This is a genomic window from Pseudomonadales bacterium, from assembly GCA_024234615.1.
GTDB lineage: Bacteria > Pseudomonadota > Gammaproteobacteria > Pseudomonadales > IMCC2047 > JAJFKB01.
Genome location: JACKNY010000001.1, coordinates 1 through 20235, shown reverse-complemented (window position 1 = coordinate 20235; position 20235 = coordinate 1). Strand labels below are relative to the sequence as shown.

19 protein-coding genes and 1 pseudogene are annotated in these 20235 nt (G+C 52.5%); 11 read left to right on the top strand and 9 right to left on the bottom strand.

Annotation, left to right across the window (positions count from 1 at the left end; all coding sequences use genetic code 11):
* Positions 1-42 precede the first annotated feature (42 nt).
* The 3 genes from H6995_00100 (at position 43) to H6995_00090 (ending at position 3499) form a co-directional block, all read left to right on the top strand.
* Positions 43-609, top strand: coding sequence for an RNA polymerase sigma factor (locus H6995_00100; GenBank protein MCP5213395.1), 567 nt, complete (start codon positions 43-45; stop codon positions 607-609).
* Positions 610-624: 15 nt separating this feature from the next.
* Positions 625-1695: a FecR family protein gene (locus H6995_00095; GenBank protein ID MCP5213394.1), complete on the top strand. Its 1071-nt coding sequence runs from the start codon at positions 625-627 to the stop codon at positions 1693-1695.
* 472 nt (positions 1696-2167) lie between these two features.
* Entirely contained in the window at positions 2168-3499 is a 1332-nt protein-coding gene (locus tag H6995_00090; protein MCP5213393.1) for an MFS transporter, read from the top strand.
* 143 nt (positions 3500-3642) lie between these two features.
* Here the strand turns inward: H6995_00090 and H6995_00085 are convergent, their stop codons facing one another.
* The 3 genes from H6995_00085 to H6995_00075 all read right to left on the bottom strand — a co-directional run bounded on the left by H6995_00085 (position 3643) and on the right by H6995_00075 (position 8962).
* Positions 3643-4572, bottom strand: a complete 930-nt coding sequence (locus tag H6995_00085) for an aldo/keto reductase (protein ID MCP5213392.1) — start codon at positions 4570-4572, stop codon at positions 3643-3645.
* A 113-nt stretch (positions 4573-4685) separates the two neighbouring features.
* Positions 4686-7838: an efflux RND transporter permease subunit gene (locus H6995_00080; GenBank protein MCP5213391.1), complete on the bottom strand. Its 3153-nt coding sequence runs from the start codon at positions 7836-7838 to the stop codon at positions 4686-4688.
* Between the two features lie 53 nt (positions 7839-7891).
* Complete coding sequence (locus tag H6995_00075; protein MCP5213390.1) at positions 7892-8962, bottom strand: efflux RND transporter periplasmic adaptor subunit; 1071 nt, start codon at positions 8960-8962, stop codon at positions 7892-7894.
* Positions 8963-9297: 335 nt separating this feature from the next.
* Between H6995_00075 and H6995_00070 the strand changes: the two are divergent.
* Positions 9298-9533 (top strand): annotated as a pseudogene (locus H6995_00070) (IS6 family transposase).
* Between the two features lie 263 nt (positions 9534-9796).
* On the opposite strand, the gene H6995_00065 reads toward H6995_00070, so the two are convergent.
* The 6 genes from H6995_00065 to H6995_00040 all read right to left on the bottom strand — a co-directional run bounded on the left by H6995_00065 (position 9797) and on the right by H6995_00040 (position 14118).
* A complete protein-coding gene (locus tag H6995_00065; GenBank protein ID MCP5213389.1) occupies positions 9797-11035 on the bottom strand; it encodes a type II toxin-antitoxin system HipA family toxin in 1239 nt (412 codons plus the stop codon).
* Between the two features lie 36 nt (positions 11036-11071).
* A complete protein-coding gene (locus H6995_00060) occupies positions 11072-11413 on the bottom strand; it encodes a helix-turn-helix domain-containing protein (protein ID MCP5213388.1) in 342 nt (113 codons plus the stop codon).
* Positions 11414-11584: 171 nt separating this feature from the next.
* Positions 11585-12826: a tyrosine-type recombinase/integrase gene (locus H6995_00055; GenBank protein ID MCP5213387.1), complete on the bottom strand. Its 1242-nt coding sequence runs from the start codon at positions 12824-12826 to the stop codon at positions 11585-11587.
* On the bottom strand, positions 12787-12978 hold the full coding sequence (locus H6995_00050; GenBank protein ID MCP5213386.1) for an excisionase: 192 nt from the start codon (positions 12976-12978) through the stop codon (positions 12787-12789). The genes H6995_00055 and H6995_00050 overlap by 40 nt, the downstream gene beginning before the upstream one ends.
* Positions 12979-13179: 201 nt before the next feature.
* On the bottom strand, positions 13180-13413 hold the full coding sequence (locus tag H6995_00045) for an AlpA family phage regulatory protein (GenBank protein ID MCP5213385.1): 234 nt from the start codon (positions 13411-13413) through the stop codon (positions 13180-13182).
* 27 nt (positions 13414-13440) lie between these two features.
* A complete protein-coding gene (locus tag H6995_00040; protein MCP5213384.1) occupies positions 13441-14118 on the bottom strand; it encodes a LexA family transcriptional regulator in 678 nt (225 codons plus the stop codon).
* 83 nt (positions 14119-14201) lie between these two features.
* Between H6995_00040 and H6995_00035 the strand changes: the two genes are divergently transcribed.
* The 7 genes from H6995_00035 to H6995_00005 all read left to right on the top strand — a co-directional run.
* A complete protein-coding gene (locus tag H6995_00035; protein ID MCP5213383.1) occupies positions 14202-14504 on the top strand; it encodes a hypothetical protein in 303 nt (100 codons plus the stop codon).
* Positions 14491-15951, top strand: coding sequence for a ParB N-terminal domain-containing protein (locus tag H6995_00030; GenBank protein MCP5213382.1), 1461 nt, complete (start codon positions 14491-14493; stop codon positions 15949-15951). The genes H6995_00035 and H6995_00030 overlap by 14 nt, the downstream gene beginning before the upstream one ends.
* Positions 15938-16540 carry a DUF2857 domain-containing protein gene (locus tag H6995_00025; protein MCP5213381.1) on the top strand — a complete coding sequence of 201 codons (603 nt, stop codon included), beginning with the start codon at positions 15938-15940 and terminating at the stop codon, positions 16538-16540. Before H6995_00030 ends, H6995_00025 begins: the two co-directional genes overlap by 14 nt.
* Entirely contained in the window at positions 16530-17798 is a 1269-nt protein-coding gene (locus tag H6995_00020; GenBank protein ID MCP5213380.1) for a helix-turn-helix domain-containing protein, read from the top strand. Before H6995_00025 ends, H6995_00020 begins: the two co-directional genes overlap by 11 nt.
* 190 nt (positions 17799-17988) lie before the next feature.
* Positions 17989-18729: a TIGR03761 family integrating conjugative element protein gene (locus H6995_00015; GenBank protein ID MCP5213379.1), complete on the top strand. Its 741-nt coding sequence runs from the start codon at positions 17989-17991 to the stop codon at positions 18727-18729.
* Between the two features lie 5 nt (positions 18730-18734).
* The gene (locus tag H6995_00010) at positions 18735-19124 is read left to right on the top strand and encodes a hypothetical protein (GenBank protein ID MCP5213378.1); all 390 of its coding nucleotides are present in this window, start codon (positions 18735-18737) and stop codon (positions 19122-19124) included.
* A 25-nt stretch (positions 19125-19149) separates the two neighbouring features.
* On the top strand, positions 19150-20235 hold a 1086-nt coding region (locus H6995_00005), incomplete at its 3' end, for a ParM/StbA family protein (protein MCP5213377.1).

The following is a 20235-nucleotide window of genomic DNA, read 5'->3' as shown; positions in this document are numbered from 1 at the left end:
GTATGGCAAGATCAATCCCCGAGTCTTGGAATTTTTAATATTGTGATAGATAGCGAAAACAGGACGTTATCCTCCCTATATAGGTTACACCGAACCTCAATATTTCGGTTTATCCGAGGACGCCTGCGTAGCCGGGAAAAAGCAGAGGAATTAACCCAAGACGTTTTCCTCAAGATGATCGGGTTAATGGAGCGTTCTGAGGTAAAAAACCACAAGGCGGCACTATTTACTATCGCTAATAATCTCTTAATTGATACATTTCGGGGTGAGCAAGTACGTAGGAAGATAATTTCTGAATGGGATGATGAAAGCGCGGAAGTGGCAGGAACAAGTAATTCAATGGAATCGAGGCTGGATAACCAGCGTATTGTTAATTGGTTATGCGAAGCTATCCTGGCATTACCGGAACGCTGCCAGGAGGCTTTTATACTGCGTAAGATAGACGGTTTAAGCTATAAAGAAATTGCTGCATCAATGAATTTGTCTGTAAAAACGGTTGAAAAACATTTGGCGCGAGCGCTTCTAGAGTGTAAAAAATACCTGAATGCCAAGGAAAATAATGTGCATTCGCTAGAGCAGGTTCGCAGGAAGAAAATAACACATTACTAGGTTACTTATTAACGCATGAAGACATCTGAACACACTAATGGAATTGACCGTATTAGCGAAGAAGCCGCGTTATGGGTTATTCGTATGGAAGATGAATATGTCAGTGACGAAGATATAAAGCATTTTCGTGATTGGATGTCTATTTCAGAACGGCATCGTTCGATTTTTAAAGAACTCAGTCAGCTTAGCCATGAGTATAATCATCTCGGGGTATTATCGAAGGAGGCAGACATCAACCTTTCAGATAACCTCACCCAGCTACAGTCAACATTGAAAAGGTCTCGTCTCATTACAATTAAACAGTGGTGGTCGGCACCTCGCATCACCGCAGCCGCCATGGTATTTTTGGCCCTCTTGACCGGTCTTTTGTTTTTACCGAATGAGCAAATGCACCTGACTCATATAGGGCAAAGACTAGCCATCCCGTTATCTGACGGATCAACCGTATACCTGAATTCAAACTCGCAAATCAAAGTCAATTACAAACGACAGCAGCGGTTCATCGAACTCGTCTACGGCGAAGCCGTTTTCGAAGTAGCAAAAATGCCAGACCGGCCTTTTGTCGTGCGTTCTGGCTCAGGGACAGCAACAGCCCTGGGAACGGAGTTTAATGTACGTAATCGCCATACCGATGTGACCGTAACCGTTTTATCTGGCACTGTGCTGGTTGAACCCGATGTAACCGATCCCTTTGAGCCTACTGCTGCATTCGAAAACAATGACGCTCACGAACTATTGAAAGTAGGCCAGCAGATCACCTACAACACACAACTTGGCAAAGTACAGGAATTACCAGAAAAAGAACTAGCACGTACCGCATCATGGCGCGAAGGAAGACTCTTTTTTGATGATAAATCTCTTGAAGAAGTGATTCAGGAAATCAGTAACTACACTACCCAAAAAATTATCATTGCTGATGGCAGCCTGCAATCTTTACGAGTCGGTGGTGTCTTTAAAGTAGATGATATAGACAGCATACTTTCCATGCTAGAAGCGGCATTGCCAGTCAGTGCTGTCCAGGTTTCCCCTGACCTCATCATGTTACTTGAACGAAAAAAAACTAACGAAAGTATAGTTTCACAATAGCAAGAAGGTGTTTATTAATTGTTGGCGTAAGTGACTTACATTTTACAGTGGTCCCTATCGGACCCCAGGTGACTCCAGCTTTTCCTGTCCAAGTCTGAAAATAGCCAACAGTCGCTTTATACCATTTCTTATTTTGGCCAAGGTTTGGCACAAACTCTTAACCCCCGTCTGTCACCCCAGCGAAGAGTGTCTTCTACCCCGTCATATGTTACACCTAGTCGGGGTGGGAAAATGCCAGTTCTGTGCAGCCGATGATCTCTACAGAATCACACTTGTTCAAGACAGTGATTCCCTGGAATTCAACGCTACCCTCTAAATTGTTAATATTGGTTTGCATTATGTTCAGGTGCGCAGGATATTAGGGAAAACAAAATAAGGCCTGCCCCTTTTTTTTATCGCCAACGCCTATTGCGCCCGATAAAAATCGGAGCTTTTACTCTGGCCCCAAATGCCCTAATCGACAGGATTCAGAATGTCTAAAGAAAACAAAGACTTTTTTGCTAAACTAATAAAGTCGCTATCGGCGATTGAATCAAACGAGATCAAAGCAACCTTTCTGTCTTTTACCTTTGTCTTCATTCTAATGGCCGCCTATTATTTATTACGCCCAGTGCGCGATGCCATGGCGAGTGACTGGACCGATACCGAATTGAGTATGCTCTGGACACTCAACTTCTTTATAAGTACGGCAATAGTAGCTGTTTGGGGTTTCGTAATAGCACGCATACCATTTAATAAACTGGTTCCCGGCATCTATACATTTTTCGCAACCAGTTTTGTTTTTTTCTTCTTTGCTACCCAATCCCTGGAGGATCGCGTCCTGGTGGACAAGAGTTTCTATATCTGGGTGAGTGTGTTTGCCTTGTTCCACGTTTCGGTATTTTGGAGCTATATGGCCGATATCTTTAACAAAGAGCAGGCCAAAAGACTATTTGCCGTTATTGCTGCCGGTGCCAGTCTAGGCGCCATCTTCGGGCCACTGTTATCTGGTTTTATGGCCAATGCCATAGGCATCTATGCCATGATGCTTATTGCCGCTGTGATGCTGATGATTCCTGTCCCCATTATTCTTTATCTCGCCAGACTTAAACAGACAGAATTAGGCAATGCTGAAGTCGCTATAGATATCGAAAAAGCAAAGATTGGTGGTTATCCACTGAGGGGGTTTCATGACTTTTTTACCAACCCTTACCTGCTGGGTATTGGCATCTTCATAATTCTCTATACAGGTATCGGTTCTTTTGTTTATTTTGAACAAAAGAATCTGTTAGCCGAGTTCACCCTGGAAGAACGAACGTCCATATACGGCTACCGCGATGCAGTGGTCAACACACTTACCTATTTATTGGCGTTCTTTTTAACAGGCCGCCTGGTAACCAAGCTCGGGATGCCCGTTACACTTGCAGTGGTGCCGGTGGTTTTGATATTCGGCATGCTGATTCTCTCCTTCTCTCCTGTTCTGATGGTGGCCGTCACCATGCATGTGGTTCTCCGGGCTGGCAACTATGGGCTGACCCGGCCCGCCAGGGAGATGCTGTTTACACTGGCAAGCCGTGAAGACCGCTTTAAGACAAAACCGGTTATCGACATAGTTGCCTATCGCGGTGGAGATGTGATTATGGGCTGGTTCTTCACTGGGCTGAGTACAGGGCTGGGGCTAGGGCTGGCAGCTATCGCTGCGGTTGGTGCCGGTATCGCAGCTGTTTGGGCGTTTGTCGGTTATCGACTAGGTAGACGCTTTGATCGACAAGAAGCTGAACATCTAGATGAAGTTGAGACAATCGCTGCAAAGACTTCGAAATAAGTATATCGATTAAAAAAGTACTTTAGGTACACCGGAAAGACGTTTGGCTGTTGCTACACTGCCAGAGTTGTTGGCTGAAACGTTACCGCTTCCAATTCACTCTTGCTCACTTATATGGTTGTTTGGGTCGCTAAAGCCGTGCTTCAGCTGCTCATGAAGGCAATCATTCGCTGCCGCTCCCTGGCTTCCGGCAACCGCCCGTAATTAGCGCCCATATTATCGACCATATGTTTGAGCTTGGAGGTGGCGGGAATCACGCAGGTAGTCGCAGGGTGACTCGCCACGAACTTGAGGAAAAACTGTCCCCAGCTCTGGCAGCCAAAGTCGTTTGCCCACCCGGGTACTTCTTTGCCTTTGACCCGGCGGAACAGATCACCGCGAGCAAAAGGGCGGTTGATCAAAGTGGCGATACCTTTGTCGGCGGCCATCGGAAACAGCCGATTTTCAGCCTCGCGATCCATAATATTGTAGCTGAACTGGACGAAGTCCAGCGGCTCCTTGGCCATGATGTCCAGCAAATCATCATGAGAACGGCCGTGGGAGGTAGTGATTCCCAGGTAGCGGATCTTACCCTGATCTTTCCAGTCCCGCAGGGTTTTAAGGTGGTTCCGCCAGTCACGCAGGTTGTGTATCTGCATTAGATCCATCACCTCGACGCCCATCTTATGCATAGAAGCGTGCATCTGATCGATGCCCGACTGCTTGCTATCGGCCCACACTTTGGTGGCGACAAACATCTTCTCTTTTCCGTTGACGTTCTGTAGCAAGTGACCGATCGCAGTCTCAGCAGTGCCATACATAGGTGAAGAATCAATCAACTGACCCTGTTGGTCAAAAAATACCTGAAGAATATTGGTGAGCTCCTTCCCTGTCTGAGGTTCACTGAAATCGTCAAAGGTACGCGAAGAACCCAAACCGATCACGGATAAGGTTTCACCCGATTTAGGGATTGTTTTTTTGATGGCTACGCTCAGTTCTTTGGCAGCCAACCATGGGCAATACAAACTTATCAATGCTGCGACGGAGAGCTTTAGGGCGTCGCGACGGTTTCGCGAAATCAAATCTTCCTTCATCGTACTTCTCCTAGTTATTAATCAAGTTTCGGATATTGGTTAATTCTCTGACTTCTTATTTTTCAAATCGTGCGCATTACCAGTTTTAACTAAAGATAGTTTTAGCAGGCCAGTCAGGCAGGTTTCCCGAAGGTCTTCAGTACGATTAATGTTAGCGCGGGCAACAGGGTCAACGTCACAATCGCCGCACCAATAATGCCGAACATTACGATCGCCCCGACGCCGCGATAAAGCTCTGTACCTGCTCCCGGAATCAGCACCAGTGGCGCCAACCCACAAATGGTGGTAATCGTAGACATCGCAATAGGGCGCAATCGCGCTTCAACAGCTTCTTTGACCGCAGCCGATGCGTCCATGCCGACTTCCTGCATATTAGATACTGCCCGATGCACAATTAAAATCGGATTATTGACGACGGTACCCATGAGTATCAAAAACCCCAGCATGGAAATCATATCAAAGGGCTGGTTGATGGCATTAATGCCCAGCAGTGGCAATGCGCCGCCAATGGCGTTGACCAACCATAAGCCTACAATTCCACCAGCGATCCCCAGTGGTATTGAGGTCATGATCAAGAGGGGGTAACCCCAGTGCTTGAAGATTGCAACCAATAACAGGTAGACCACGACTAATGCCACTAGGTAATTGCTCGTTAATACATCACGGGTTGCATCCAGTTGATCGGCAGCGCCGGAAATCGTGGTTCGAATATTCGACGGAATTTGTCCATTTTTCTGCAGGTATTGCACGACTTCCTCGCGCACCATGCGGACGCCGGTTTCCAGCGCAATACTACGTGGTGGAATGATATTTAGAGTGACGGTACGGCGACCGCCGACACGCCTTATCGTACTGGTATCAACCGTCTCCACAATATCGGCGATTGAGCCCAGCGGCAACACCGAGCCGCTCGGTGTGTATACCGGTAGTTGATCGAGATTATCCAACGATGCATTTTGACCGGCACTGCTATATAGATAGATATCAATTTTATCATCAGCCAGAAAAAACTCGTCAACATAACTGCCGTCCGTTAATGCCGAAACTGTAAATCCCAGCACATCCGCAGTCAGACCCAATTCAGCGGCACGATCCCAGTCAGGACGAATCTCCACCATCGGTTGCGCCAAGGCTAACGAAGACGGGTTGGTCTGAATGCGTGGATTATCGAAAACCGCTTCCGCGCGACGATAAGCTGCCAGGGCAACATCGTAGATAGCCCCCAGATCCGGCCCGGCGATATCCAGGTTAATACTACGGGTACCACCATCGTTGCTGGTAATGATAGAGCCTCGCGCTGCGAATGCTCGCATACCCGGATATTCCTTATATTTTCGGGTGATAGAATCCATTAGCTCATTGATATCACGGGGGTCGACCGGTTCGGCAATGATGCGTATCTGGTCGGGCGCAACGCGCATATTAAAATAGGCGAATGCCGGCGCCTCTGCCTCTCCTCGGTGAAAACGTGCCGGATCATCGCCGACGAAGGGCAGTAAATACCGATCCAGGTCGGCGGCAATCGCCTGCATCGAGGCAAGATTATATCCCGGCGGCGCGTTCATGCTGGCGAAGACTTTGGGTTCCTCGCCTTCCGGCAAATATTCAGCAGGCGGTGTTAATCCGATAAGAATGGCTAAACTAATGACGCAGGTGATCAGGATGCAGCCGAGCCGACGCCGAGAGGTAGCCAGCAACCAACTGACTGCGCGCAGTGTCGATTCACGCAGACGTCCGCTCGGGTTTCCGTCGCCTTCAGGTTTAACTAGACTAGCACGCGGAGCCAATTGCAACCGAGCCGCTGCGGTGGGCAGCACCGTAATTGCCACTAACATTGATGCCAGAATCGCTGCCGATATCGCAATGCCGATATCCGAATAGAGTTGCCCGACCTCTAAATCGACAAATGCCACCGGCAGGAAAACCAGGACCGTGGTGAGCGTGGAGGCAAGCACCGCCGGCCAAACCTGACGCACACCCTCTAGCGCCGCTTCAAACGCGTGCAAGCCGCGTCGACGTGCTAATTCAATGCTTTCCAGCACAACGATACTGTTGTCAAGCGTCATACCAATCGCGAAGGCGATACCGGCTAGCGAAATAACATTGAGGGTGCGCCCACTGACCAGTAATCCAAGAAAAGCTACAATAATACAGATGGGAATCCCAATCACACCTACTGCAGTAGCTTTCAGCGAGCGCAAAAACAAAAACATTACGGCTGTGGCGAGAAGCGAACCCAGAATCAGGTTTTGCCATACATTTCTTACAGAATCCTCGACGTAATGCACGTCATCCGCAAACAGCGTAACGGTCAAACCGACCGGTTCGAGCACCTCGCGATTGATCGCAGCTACCTCTTCCAGCATGGCGCGTTTGATGTCAATGACGTTGGCGCCGGACTCACGCCTCAACGCCAGAAAAATATTGGGCTCGGCGTTAAAATAAGTGGCATCACGTTTTTCGGAATGATCTAACGATACGGTGGCAACGTCCTCCAGACGAATAACCGTATCGCCGCTACGTTTCAAAATCAGCTGGCTCAAAGCGTCAATGTTGTCAAAACGACCGATGGTGCGCAGCAGATACTGACGTTTGCCCGATACAATCTCACCACCGGAACGGTCCCGGTTACGGTTACGAATCGTCTGCCGGATATCGTCATAGGATAATTCGCGCTGCGCCAACCGCGCCGGATCAACCAGAATCTGAATTTGCCGCTCGACGCCGCCACGCACGTACACTTCTGAAATGCCGGGTACGCTGGACATGCGCAACTTAACATTGTCCTCGATAAAATCCAGCATCAAATCCATATCCAATTGCCGTGGATTTCCCGGCAATGGTGTGATGCTATAAAACATAAACGCATTGCTCGAAAACGAATTGGCATAAATTTGCGGTTCATCGACATTTTCCGGATACGATTGAACCTGGCTCAGCGCATTGTTAACGCGAATCAGCATCTCAGTAATATCCGTGCCGAAAGGGAATTCAAGTTCAATTTCAGCCTGTCCGCTACGGGCGGTGGAGACAATACGGGAAAGGCTGGGCAGGTTACGCAAATAATCTTCCTGCTCAATAAGGATTTCCTTTTCCACATCCTGTGGTGTCGCACCGGGCCATATTGTGCGCACGCTGATCACCCTGATATCAAGGTCGGGGATCATCTGCACAGGAATGTTCAATGCCGCCGTAACACCCAGCACGCAGACAATCAATACGGTAACCGTCACCAATATGCCATGCTGAATAATCCGCTCAAACATGAAACTGTTCACCTATCCACATGATCATGATGGATTCCTGCAGCCGGTCAACATCACGGTAGGCTACGACTCACCGGCAGCTGTGGCGTCGCCAAATAGACGCGTTGGCCGTTTTGTAGCGACTCGTTACCCTGAATCACCACCTTGGCGTCCCTGGATAAACCCTCAAGAATCTCAACAAAGCCATCGAAAGACGCTCCCATGCGAATCGAGCGCTCCTCTGCCACCAATCCGTTAGCGCCTGATGCAACGGTCCAGACTATTATACGACCATCGGGATAACGTACGATTGCATCCTTCGGTGCCACCATGCCCTGGCGTTCGGAGGGTATTTGTAACGTCGCATTTACCGACATACCAGGAAGAATTTTGCGATGAATATCGTCGACTGTGACGCGCAGCAAAAAGGTCCGTGCGCTGGAATCCATTACTGGTACGATAGTTCCGATTCGTCCTTGATAAACGGTTTTCGGATCGGCGTTAAGCCGAAAGGTGACCGTAGCATCAGACCCGATTTGCGCCAAATAATCCTCTGCAACAGCAAAATCCAAACGTAAATTGCTGGTGGCAACGAGTTCGAATATACCATCGCCAGGTGAAACCCACTCCCCTATCTCGGCAAGCTTTTTACTCAGGATGCCGTCGAAAGGTGCTTTTAATTTGTGCCTTTTCAATATCTCTTGCTGGTAGTTAGCTTCCGCCGTCATCTGCTGCAGTACCGCTTGGTCTTCCAGAGCCTCCGATTCAAGGCTACGCACGACGCTTTCCGCAATACTGCGCTGTGGGCTCAACGTCCGCGCCTCTTGCAAACGACGTTCAACATCCTGTAATGCACTTCTGGCCTGTTCAACCTTGGCGATGGTGCTTTGCCATTGCAGCTCGGCCAGTACCGAGTCGAGCTCAAGCAACAGGTCACCGGCAGCAATACGAACGCCTTCATCCGCATATATCGCCGTAACCAAGCCACTGGTGGCTGTCGATAAAGTCGCAACGCGCGGCGATGTCACCGTACCTGTTAGCTGCAATGTACGAAAGATGGGTTGCTCCTGAATAGGTGCTATGCTAACCGGAACCCCTTGTTCCAGCGCCGCCATCCCGTGCATTACATAGGTCAACGCTGTCAACGAAAAAAGCAGCCGTACATATCTACCACATAAAAGCTCAGCCCATTTGACCAGCCGGGGACTCCCCCTCTGACTGACAGGCACACCACAAAATGACCGATGCCGGTGCCTGTCCTGAGAATCAAATCTGATTTGGTAGCAATAATTTAAAGCGCGCATTAACCCTCAACCCCATGAACACTAAAGCTTTAGCGCCACTATGATAACAGCAGTATGAAAGTCTGTAATTCAATAACTTATCAACAAATGGGCTCACCAATAGCGTCCCTTCGCTCATATTAAAAATAACCCAGTGAGCTAGCATCCAATATTGGTTGGTATTAGCGGACAATTTTGACGGTGAATACCTACTCACCGAACGGGGGATTGTTGTCAGTTACGAATCCATCCGCCTTTGGTGTATCAAGTTTGGGCCTAAATATCCCAGGCGGCTGAAACGAAAGCACCAGGGCTATGGCGAATCTCCTACATTGATGAAGTCTTCGTAAGAAGCAACGGCAAACGGTATTATTTGTGGCGAGCAGCCGATCAAGATAGCGAGGTGGTTGATATACTTCTTCAGTCACGCAGGGGCAATGCGGGTGGGATGGTATTATCAACCGGGTTTGATGAGTGCCTATCCCCTGTATAATGGGGTAGAGCCCAAAATATTAATCTCGGTATTTGAAAAAATATAGAATTATTTGTAATAAAAACAATAAGTTAGATGGTGCCAGGAGAGGACTTGAACTATTAGATGTTCTAGATAAAACCCTTAAATATCAAATGGATGTATTTTTTTTCGGATTTGCGTTCCACGTTCGTTCCATGGAGCAAAATGACCAAAAATCCGGCTCAAAGATTGAACGCCGGTTCCATCAGATTTTGCTCGCTCCTGCCCAGCCCAACGGCGCTTGCTTGAACCCTCCATTTGCCAACGCTGGCGAGCACTTCATCTTTGATTTTCAAAGCCTGCCCGCGGTCCAGCTGAAAGAATTCGATGACGTCCATGGCCAACTCGTAGTCCAAGCGATTATCGCTGTCGGTGATATTGAGATGCAATCCATGGGCAGGTGTCACCGGATTGATGTCGTAGGCCGGCGATAACAACCAGCCTCCCTGATGGTAGATGAAGCCGTGGTTGCGGAGGTGGTCATCGGTGTTGGAAATGGCGATGTAGAACACGATGCGGCGCCACAATTGCGCGAGATCTTCTTTGGTGTCGGCTCCGTGCTCGGTCAGGAATTGGGCGAGCTCCAGGTAACTGGCTTCATAGTCGCCGTCGTAATAGCCGAGTTGCGTCATCGCCGAGGTGAAGTGAAGGCGACTCTCCGCCGTGCGATCAAAGCGTTTGGTCAGGAAGGTGTGGTGGTGACTGCCGAACTGCTCGATCCGGCTCTCCGGCATGACGACCCCTGCATCCAGCGCCAACTGGTATGCAACGTATTCCCAGGCGGCAATATCGTAATCATCCTGACGGCTTGGAAACTTGGCGATCCACAGGTGACCCTCCTCGTCGGCCACACTGGCTTTCGGTCTGGCGCCACCCAGGGAGGAACCCGGTGCCATCAGCATGGCCAACCACTTCACATAGTCGGGGTCATCGCTATCGGCATTATCTTCAACCTGTCCGACCGCATACTCAAGCTCCCGCAATGATGAGATAGGCGGGGCCGCGAGACGTTCATCGTCGTCGAGAAAAGGGCCACCCATTTCGCGTTTGAAGCGTAGCGCGCCGGCACGGTGCAGGTCATGCACGCCCAGAAGGTAATCGATTTCGGACAGCACGCGTGGACGACGTTGCTCCTGCCGGGCATGGATTGCCTCGCGCCGCTTCATCAGCAAGCGACCCCAGCGGTCGGGACAGGAATCCAGAAACACGCGGAAATTTTTGTCGTCTTCACCGTGCTGTTCGCCGGAATAGAGATTGAGCTCAGGGTCGATTTGCTGCGCGTAAGGAGACTGCAGCCAGTCAGTGTCATAACTGAAGCTGAAATGCTCTTTTTGACGCGCGGGGGAGGACCTAAGTGTGCCAACCAAGGTCGGCTCTTGGAACTCCTCCCAGTCTGCAAAGACGAAGACTTCGGTGCTCATGGCTATTTGCCCCTGCTCAAGGCTTTTTATGACGGCTCAAGGCTGTGTTCCGGATTTCTTGCTCATCAGCTTGATGTCCTGGAGCTTACGCCCCAGCTCATCGTCTGCAGCGACTCTGGCGAAATCTTCCGCCAACCCGAGCACGCTTAGCACGGCCAGGTAATGGCCGATGGACACACTGGGGTCGCCCTTTTCGATCTTGCGAATAGTGAGGCGGCTGAGTCCGGTGCGCTCGGAAATCAATACCTGGGTGTAACCCCGGCGTTTACACGCCAGTTTGATGTTCTCGCCAAACTGTTCCAAAAGGCGTCGATTCTTGGGAAAGACGACCGCGGATCGACCTTTCGCTGATTTATCGCTGGTCACAATGAATACCATAATCTCTAAAAGTGGTAATTATAGTGTTCATGTCAAGCTTTTCAAGTGGAGTGAACACAATACTTACCATAGAGCATGATAATGGTAACTATAGGTGTCAAAACGGTAGATCCCTTGGTGGGTCGACGTTGAGTGTGTAAATCAGCCAGGGGGGGCTGATCTTTAGACGGCTTATGCTGCAGAGGCGCAGCTATCATTGTGCGTATATGCTGGACGTGCCTCCTTGACGCCCTGGCCGAAATCGGAGACGAACACGTGCCGCTGCCGTTGATCACCCTGCTCAACCCAGCGCCCGTAATGGCGCATGATCATCTCGGTGGTCTTGTGTCCCATCTGTTGCGCGACGAACAAGGGATTTTCACCGCCCGAAAGTAACTGACTCGCGTAGGTGTGGCGGGTTTGGTACGGATTGCGATAACGGACCTTGGCCGTTTTCAGTACATGCTTCCAGGGTCGTTCCAAATGTTCATAATCAATGAACGGACCTTTGTCGTCCGGTCGGACAAAAATGTAATCGCTGCCGACAAAGCTGAATTGTTTCTGGTGCTTCAGCGCCTCATAAGCGGAAGGGAGCAGAAGAACCTTCCGGTTGCTGGCTCGTGTTTTGGTTTCCTTTAATTTGCGCTCGACCACCGCCCGTTGAATATGCACTTCACGTTGGTCCCAGTCGACATCACCCCATTGCAGGCCAAACAACTCTGACGTTCTCAGACCGGTGAAGAACGCAAACTTGAGCAGATTCCGAATGCGCGGATCGTAGATGAGGGCGCTTTGCAGCACCTTGTCGATTTCTCGGGTCGTAAAGGGATCGACTTCGTAATCGGTCTTGGCCTGGTTGCGATCTACCAGTTTGCTGACCTTGATCTTGTCCAGCGGATTGCGATCTATGATGTCATCGTTCAACGCCCGATCCAGAACCGCACGAAGCGGGGTCAAATCATTGCGGATGCTTTTCAGGGTCCCGCTGCGCTCCCGAATCCAGGCGCGAATGTGTTGCGGCGTTAGATCGCGCGCACGGATATCGCCGAATTTCGGAAACAGGTGGGCATTGCAGCTCTTCCGGTAACACCGGTAGGTACTGTGTGGATGCGTGCGCTCGATGTCCTGAAGCCACTCTTCAATCAGCTCTCGGATCGTGATTTGGGAGTTCGCGTGCCCGAACAGTCGAGCGCGTTTGGACTCAGGAAAGAATGCTTCGTATTGAAAGGTCTGCCGCTCGATGGCGCCTTCCACTTCGGCCTTCAGGTTGATGGCGTAGCGCTGATCGCCTTTCTTGGATGGATCCAGCGAGGACAGGGTTTCCTTGCATTGCACACCGCGATACTGAAATTGTATCTCGATAGTCTGCGTGCCACTGGCGTAGGTGCGTACCCTTACGCCTTGCGCGAGCTTAACAGACCGTTCTCTACCCATTTCTCAACTGCCTCGACATTGATCCACAACGTGTGATTCCTCACCTGGCAATGAACGCCATCCAACCAAAGCCCTTTTTTGCGGCGGGCATGAACCGCGTTGGCGGTGTCACCGCTCAATTCGCAATACTTGGGTAGCTTTACCCATTTCATGATTCGGGTCCCTATGGTCGTTTACGACCCGGGGCCATCTTCCCGTTGTGCTAATGGTGAAGCTTTGGCCAGCCTGGTCTGGATGATCAAAACATTAGCACTGAGCTAATTATAACTTCAAGGGCGAAGGCTGGCTATCTTTTTATCAGGGAGCTAAATGGTTGCTGGCCGCACAGGTAACCAGTCTGAAACTGGGGGGACTTATCGCATCGGTATGCCAGGTTTACACGCCTGGGCAGACGACTGCTTGCGTGCCTCGATCCATTGCTCGACTTCAGCCAGATCCCAGGCAACATTGCGACTCGTCAGAACGATACGGCGCGGAAAGTCGCCGCGTTTTTCCATGTCGTAGATGGTTCGATCCGCAAGCGGAATCATCGCCAGTAACGTCTTGCGGTTGATCAGGGTAGTTGCTTGCCGGGTATCGTTGGTCATGGGCGCTCTCTTAAGGATGAATCGAATTCACACCACTTCGCCCTTGAACACGATGACGCCGCAAATCGTCGCTTCTTCATCCACCTCGATGATCCGGTTCGGCCAGTCAGGATTGAGCGCCTTCAGGTACTGCTTGCCTTCTTCGATGATGAGCTGCTTGAAGGTCGCTTCGTTGGATTGTTCCAGGCGAACGACCACAAATTTACCGTGATCCGGTATGACACTGGGGTCGACAAAAATCAGGTCACCTTCGTGGAATTTGGGTTCCATGCTGCTCCCGCGAACCCTGAGCACAAAGGATTCCGGGCTGCATCTCACCGGGCAGGGTAAAAGCTCCGCGCCATAGGCGGGCACGAAGCTTTCAGAGATCTCGTACCAATTCCCGGCCTGCACCCAGGAGATCAGCGGGTGGAGGCTCCGTAAATCTGGACCGGCGTGGGCATTGTGTTCCTCAGCCTGCCCCGACTTCTCTGTATGTGGTGTATCCATCCATCCCTGGGGCTTTTTCATTGCCTTTTCCAGCTTTTCAGCCAGTTCGTCTCCAATCGAACGGGGTGTGCCTTTCTTGGTGGGAAGTTGATTCCGCACCTGGCTCAAGTAGGAGCTATTGGTCCCGGCTGCGCGCGCCAGCTTGGCCGCTGACCCAGCTTCGCTAATCAGAATCTCAAGGTTGCGGAGCCGGACCTGGTTAAGTTTTAGCGTCATGCGAAATACATTAGCATAAAATTTAGCAGAAGGATAAACAAAAAGCGGACTTCGCTCGTTGATGGTCTGTTTGCACGGTGCTAATGTTTCTAAGCATGGAGCTAAAGGAATTTCTAAAAATTGCAAGCAAACGGGAACGAGCCGATGTCGCTGCGGCGTGCAACGATTCGGTCTCTTACCTGTATCAGATCGCCGGCCAACATCGTTACGCCAGTCCGCTGATGGCAACCCAGATCGAGCGCTATACCCGCATCGTGGCAGGGCTGTCCGACGGCAGATTGGAGACCGTGCCCCGGGCCACGATGGTTCGTCACCCGGAAATCTTCTACGACGTATCGCCAGCGGATGATGCGCAAGGTGCAGGTGGCGACGATGTCTGCGCTTGAGCAAACACCCACCACCGACAAGGTGGCGCGAGTGGAGGTGAGTCGCATTCATCACTACGCCCGTAATCCGCGTCGCCAGCCAAACCCTGAGTACGCGCGGATCAAAGCATCCATTCAGGCAGAAGGATTGGATCAGCCGCTGGTGTTGTCGCAGAAGCCCGGAGAACCGGAGTACGTCCTCCACAGTGGCGGCAACACGCGACTGAAAATCCTCAAAGAGCTGTGGGAGGAAACCGGGGAGGAGCGGTTCCGTTGGGTGGACTGTGTCGTCAGAACCTGGTCGCAGGAATCCAATGTGTTGTTTGCACACCTTCGCGAAAACGAATTGCGCGGAGGCCTGCCTTTTATCGACAAAGCCCTGGCCGTATTCGAAGCGAAGGCGTTGTTGGAGCAGGAGCTGGCCGTCGACAGCTTGTCCCAGCGACAGTTGGAAGAGCTATTCAAAGAACGTGGTTTCGGTCTCAGCCACAGCATGATTTCCAAAATGGGCTATGCCGTTGAAGTCCTGTGGCCATTGATGCCGAAAGCGTTGGCCGCTGGATTGGGCCGACCCCAGGTGGAAAGAATTCGTGCCCTGCAGCGCGCGGCCCAGACAATCTGGAAGCGACGCGGATTGGGTGACGACGCCGACTTCGAAAGTGTCTTTGCCGAGTTGTGTCGTCGCCACGATGGTGCCGAGTGGGATATCCAGCCGCTGCACGATGCACTGGTCAACGAAATTGCAGTGGAATCCGAACAAAACCGGCAAGTGATTCATCTGGAGATGGATGCCTGCCTGGCCGGTCGGCCCTTCGACTTTCCTGATAACACCCTCGACGACCAGGACGATGGGCGAATGGAGGAAGTCGAGTCTGAGGCTTCCGCTGATAATGAGCAAAAAGCCGGCGAGGACATGCCAGCACAGGCTCCCGCTGCTGCGGACTCAACGGCTACACCTAACCGTACCGGTAAGTTAAAGGATATTGGTGCCCTGCGGGATCAGCTATGCCTTCAGGCTGCGGCATTGGCCGCTGCCCACGGGTTGAGTGCAGCACTCAAACCGCTTCCCGATCAGGGGTTGGGATTTTTGCTGATCGATGTACCACCACAGGAATTGCGTGATGTGCTTGATCCCGATGCCTTGGGCCTGGTGTCTGCACTCTGGTGGCAGCTGGCCGCCAGTTCGGAGTTGACCTCGGCACCGGTCGATTGTGTGCTGGCGCATCTCGATCAGGATTCGACGCTCTACCAGGCGTTGGCATCCCATGACGCCGAGCTTCTCTTTGGTAGCGTCTGGACACCGGATCCGGGCCACCTCAGTAGCCAGTTATGGCAGCAGCTCAATCCGCCGGACTGGCAGAGTCTGCTGCAAATGATGGAAGCCTACCGTTCCCTCAAACGACTCGCCTTCGATACCGGCATCGAGCTATGGGAAAACGCAGAGACTGAATGCGATGTCGTCGAATAAGGAAGCCGACCTCACGACAGCCGTGCTGCTCTACGCCATGCGCTGCCTGGCAGAAGGCGATCAGCAGGCATTGCGTGCCATGAACTTTGGTCCCAAAGAGTTGGACGCCCTCAAGGAAATGAACCTCGCCGATCTGTATCGGGCCGATACGCTCCGAGTGCATTGTCTGAAGATTGCGCTTGATCGAACGGTTTTCTGGCCGATGCTCGATAATTTGCGTCATCAGCGGGAATCCGATGATCTGCAGCGTGAACTGTTGGTCGCCGATGCTCCCCTGGAGATGATGCAACAGTTGTTCGGTTGGAGCTCGCGGGAATACACGCGTTGGCGCCGACTGCTGACGTTGGCACCGTCTGTGGGTAGACCACCTGAGCTGAATGAAACTGATACGCATGCACTCTGGTATGCGTGGCAGGAGCGGATCGAGGCACGAGAACAAAACGCCTTATCTGCTACTGACTATCTCGACCTACAGCAACAGACCGGCATCGGATTACGTTCGATCTGGGCGTTGGTGCAGCGTTGGGAAACCTACGGCGAAGGCCTCAGTGCCACACCGCCCGACCGGGTTGCCGAGCATGGCGCATGAAGAAGATGCGCTACGACCCGAGACGCTGGCGCTAGACGCACTGATCAAAGCGACCGTCGCCAAGGTCCGTGACCAGAGCGATCCATCGCTACCGGATGCCATGTTGTTCATGGGCAACTGGCACCAGGCTGTGCCCGCCCTGGTCATTCAGGACCCGGTGCTGGAACCTGTCGATAAACTGGTGTGGATGGTTATCATGCTCCACGCCAGAGAGACCGGCGGGCGAACGGCGTTTCCCGATTACGACACCATCGCTGCGAAAACCAATGTGGCATCCACCTCCACGATTTCCCGGGCCATTGCGATTCTGCGGCTGACGCGTTGGTTGACCTTGTGCGCGAGAGTCCGGCAGAAAAGCGGCCGCTTTACTGGCAACGTCTACAGCCTTCACGATGAACCCTTGCCGCTGGCCGATGCGCTTTTCCTGGACGAGGGTTACATGGCGTTCGTCACCCAGGCTCAGGACCACCACCATGCTCGCGTGCAGCGCGTGGCGCAGGCCGTACTCGCAAGTTTGGACAAAGACATTCAGGCGGGCGATCTGGGCCGACAGGAATCGATCATCGAGCGCCGCTTACAGGCGGCGCAACATCTGTCAGGGGCCAGCAGAAATCAGAACAGTAGAAATCAAAACAAGGGCGGTCGCTATTTTACGTTTCACGCCGCCAGCCTCGACCAACTGAAAAAGCCGGCAGAAAGCAGGTTGGCTGAACCATCGAGCCAGCACCAAAAATCAAAGGTGGAAGCAGAAGGACACTACAGTAGTGGTTGTAGTAGTGATTATAAAAAAACAACTACAACAACCCCTACAACAAATACCTACGTTGATAAGAAAGCATTTTCAGAATCGAGTTCACCAGGATCGCTGCCAACGGATCAAGCACTGATTTACCCGCCGCGGTTGTCTGACAACCAGAAGCTCTTGGCTGATCGCTATCTGGCGATGATCAACCCTGAAGATCGGCAATTGGTGTTGGATGAGTTGCAGGGGCGCCTGTCCTCTGAGCAGAAGGGCATGAAGCCCGTCTATGACGAGCTGCGGTTCCTGCACTCACTGTGCAAAGCTGCCCAGAAGGGCGAGTTCGTTCCCAACCTGGGGATCAAGGTCGTCGAAGCACGCCAGGAGCGGGCCTCCCATGTCCGGCCGCCGGAAGATGAAGCGCAGAAAGCCAAAACCGCCGAAGAGCGGGAACGCTCACAGGCCTATGGTCGCGAACAGCTGGCCAAGTTGCGGGCCTCGTTGAACCTGGACAAGTAATCCCATCCCCTCGATTGCCATCGTGGCATTCCAGAAACCGCTGCGCTGTTTCCAGTGGAACCACTCGACCGCACTCCCCAGAAAGCGACAGCCAAAACGAAAACAGTGCCCGGCTGGATATTCCGTGGTTCGGTTGGACCGTTTGTGGATTCATAGACTCTGGCAAACAACCTTCAGGGGAGCGATATCCATGCAACCAGCTGCTGAACCCTCTCTTCAATCAGCCGACTCGAATCACCGTGAGAGTGGGCCTGGCGCCCTGCAGGGCGAGGTCTGGTTGACGATTCAAACGTATCAGGCACAGAGCCTCATCCGGGGTCGGCGAGCCGGAGAGGGTAAACCTGCGATCATCGGCCTGATCGGCTTTGCCGATCGTCTGAAGTCGCTTTGGCAGGCCATACGCTTTGACGATCCCTACGCGGACTGGTGGCTGCTCAAAGTGGAAGAGGGTATCGCCGATGTCCGTACTCAGCTACGCGAACTACAGCAAAGGTTGGATGCATTGATGGCGCCGACCAACAGCGCACTGCAATTTTCGGTAGCGCAATCCAGTCGTCCGCAGCGTGTTTCACTGCAGTTCGCCAACCCCTACGCCTTTCGTGCTGCCCAGTTGCTGGGCGAATACGACCAGCTGATGTGCGCCGACTTGACGTTGCATCACCTGGGTCTCGACATCGGCAAGGATCTCACCGAACAGCTATCGGGTAGCGGGCGCTGGGTGCGTCGGGTATTTGCGCTGCCCCAGGGGTATCACAGCCTGGATATTCGTCGCGCTGACATCCGACAAGGATCGCCGGCAGCGCTCAAAGCCATCGAACGGATGGGCGAGATTCCTCCGGATATTCTGACCGGTGACAGGCTACCCTCCTTGCGTCCCGTGGCATTTCAACCGACTGAGGAAAGCGTCCCTGTATTCACAGGTGATGCGTAACCGCCATGGCTGCCAATGCGCTGCAGCAAATCTGCATTTTGCTGGATACGCGTATTCCGCTGGAAGCGATGGTGCTCCAGCGTCTGTACCGGTTACCCAAAGACCGGCAAAGCGAGTGGTTGCGGCAGCTGGTGTTGACTGCGTTTCGCAGCGAATGTCAGGTCCTCAAATCCGAACCACCATTGTCGGCGGGTGCCTCGCTCAGGCGTCCCCCGGATCTGAACAGCCCCCGGCCAGGCAAACGTGCGTCTGACCAGACCAGTCAACAGGCCAGTAAGACCGTTGCCAGCCCGTCCAACGACTCACTCACGCACCGCATGGATCGCAGCTGTTCCACATCGGTCGCCGATCCCGCCAAGCCCTTCACGCACCTGAGGCGAGTGATCGGTGAGTAAAAACACAAACCTGGAATAAAACGACATGACCGAATTGACTGACGAAAAATTTGCCGATACCGATGGGCCTTCCCCGTCGGCCCAAGCCATGGATGTGGGGCAGGCGGGCCTGGATGATGGCTACGCCTATACCAAAGTGGCTTTACCGGACGGACGCCTCGTTGCGGTCCCGTCACGGGCGCGCATGGGGTCGGCTGGCGTCACCTGGATTCGTGACGACGAACAAAAGATTTTCGAGTACGAAACGGGCGGCACCGTCTATTCCGTCGGCGCCGTGGATGGCGAACCCACACAGTTCGATGAATACCCGGGTTCGGCACTGAACCGCGTGATCGTTCAGCATGCATTGCAGCAAGCAGGCTTTTCGGGTCGATCCGTCCATGTGGTGACGGGACTACCGGTCTCTGCGTTTTACCGCAACGATGGTGAGCAGCGTCGACAGGTGATCCAGGCGAAAACGAATAGCCTGAAACTGACGGTCGAACCCGTTGTGTCTCACAAAGCAGCGCATCGAATGCGCAAGGTGAGTATTGCGTTTCATGAGGTCATTCCGGAAGCTCTGGCTGCCTGGTACGACTTCGTCATCGTCATGACTGAAGATGGCGTGACGCTGGATGCTGATCGCGTCAACGCGCCCATTGCGATAGTCGATATCGGCGGGCGCACGACCGATTATGTCGTCGTTCAGGATCAGGGCATCGTTCACGGATCCTCGGGCTCGCTCAATTGTGGCATGTTGAATGTCAAACAAAGCGTGGCCAATGGCATACAGCAACGGTTCGAACTCGGCGAGCTGGGTGAGCAGAGCATCAGTCGCGCGGTCGAGACAAATCGATTGCGGCTGCATGGCAAAGACCACGATGTCTCAACGATGGTGGCGGACGCCAAGCGCGCGTTGGTCGAGCGGCTCTATACCGAAACCCGCCGTAAGCTCGGTCTCGGTGCAGAGCTCGATCGGGTGCTGTTTGTGGGTGGCGGTAGTGCCGCCCTGGCCAGCGATATCGCCAACTGGTTTCCCAACCAAACCATTGCCGACCATGCGGCCTTTGCCAATGCGCGGGGCATGCTCAAGTACCTGCAATTCGTTTGCGACAGCCCGGCAAAGGCGGGT

What these genes read in the sequence shown, in the direction of transcription:
- H6995_00095 (MCP5213394.1), top strand. Translation starts at nt 625, where the DNA reads ATGAAGACATCTGAACACACTAATGGAATTGACCGTATTAGCGAAGAA.
- H6995_00090 (MCP5213393.1), top strand. Translation starts at nt 2,168, where the DNA reads ATGTCTAAAGAAAACAAAGACTTTTTTGCTAAACTAATAAAGTCGCTA.
- H6995_00085 (MCP5213392.1), bottom strand. Translation starts at nt 4,572, where the DNA reads ATGAAGGAAGATTTGATTTCGCGAAACCGTCGCGACGCCCTAAAGCTC.
- H6995_00080 (MCP5213391.1), bottom strand. Translation starts at nt 7,838, where the DNA reads ATGTTTGAGCGGATTATTCAGCATGGCATATTGGTGACGGTTACCGTA.
- H6995_00065 (MCP5213389.1), bottom strand. Translation starts at nt 11,035, where the DNA reads ATGAGCACCGAAGTCTTCGTCTTTGCAGACTGGGAGGAGTTCCAAGAG.
- H6995_00060 (MCP5213388.1), bottom strand. Translation starts at nt 11,413, where the DNA reads ATGGTATTCATTGTGACCAGCGATAAATCAGCGAAAGGTCGATCCGCG.
- H6995_00055 (MCP5213387.1), bottom strand. Translation starts at nt 12,826, where the DNA reads ATGGGTAGAGAACGGTCTGTTAAGCTCGCGCAAGGCGTAAGGGTACGC.
- H6995_00050 (MCP5213386.1), bottom strand. Translation starts at nt 12,978, where the DNA reads ATGAAATGGGTAAAGCTACCCAAGTATTGCGAATTGAGCGGTGACACC.
- H6995_00045 (MCP5213385.1), bottom strand. Translation starts at nt 13,413, where the DNA reads ATGACCAACGATACCCGGCAAGCAACTACCCTGATCAACCGCAAGACG.
- H6995_00040 (MCP5213384.1), bottom strand. Translation starts at nt 14,118, where the DNA reads ATGACGCTAAAACTTAACCAGGTCCGGCTCCGCAACCTTGAGATTCTG.
- H6995_00035 (MCP5213383.1), top strand. Translation starts at nt 14,202, where the DNA reads ATGTTTCTAAGCATGGAGCTAAAGGAATTTCTAAAAATTGCAAGCAAA.
- H6995_00030 (MCP5213382.1), top strand. Translation starts at nt 14,491, where the DNA reads ATGTCTGCGCTTGAGCAAACACCCACCACCGACAAGGTGGCGCGAGTG.
- H6995_00025 (MCP5213381.1), top strand. Translation starts at nt 15,938, where the DNA reads ATGTCGTCGAATAAGGAAGCCGACCTCACGACAGCCGTGCTGCTCTAC.
- H6995_00020 (MCP5213380.1), top strand. Translation starts at nt 16,530, where the DNA reads ATGGCGCATGAAGAAGATGCGCTACGACCCGAGACGCTGGCGCTAGAC.
- H6995_00015 (MCP5213379.1), top strand. Translation starts at nt 17,989, where the DNA reads ATGCAACCAGCTGCTGAACCCTCTCTTCAATCAGCCGACTCGAATCAC.
- H6995_00010 (MCP5213378.1), top strand. Translation starts at nt 18,735, where the DNA reads ATGGCTGCCAATGCGCTGCAGCAAATCTGCATTTTGCTGGATACGCGT.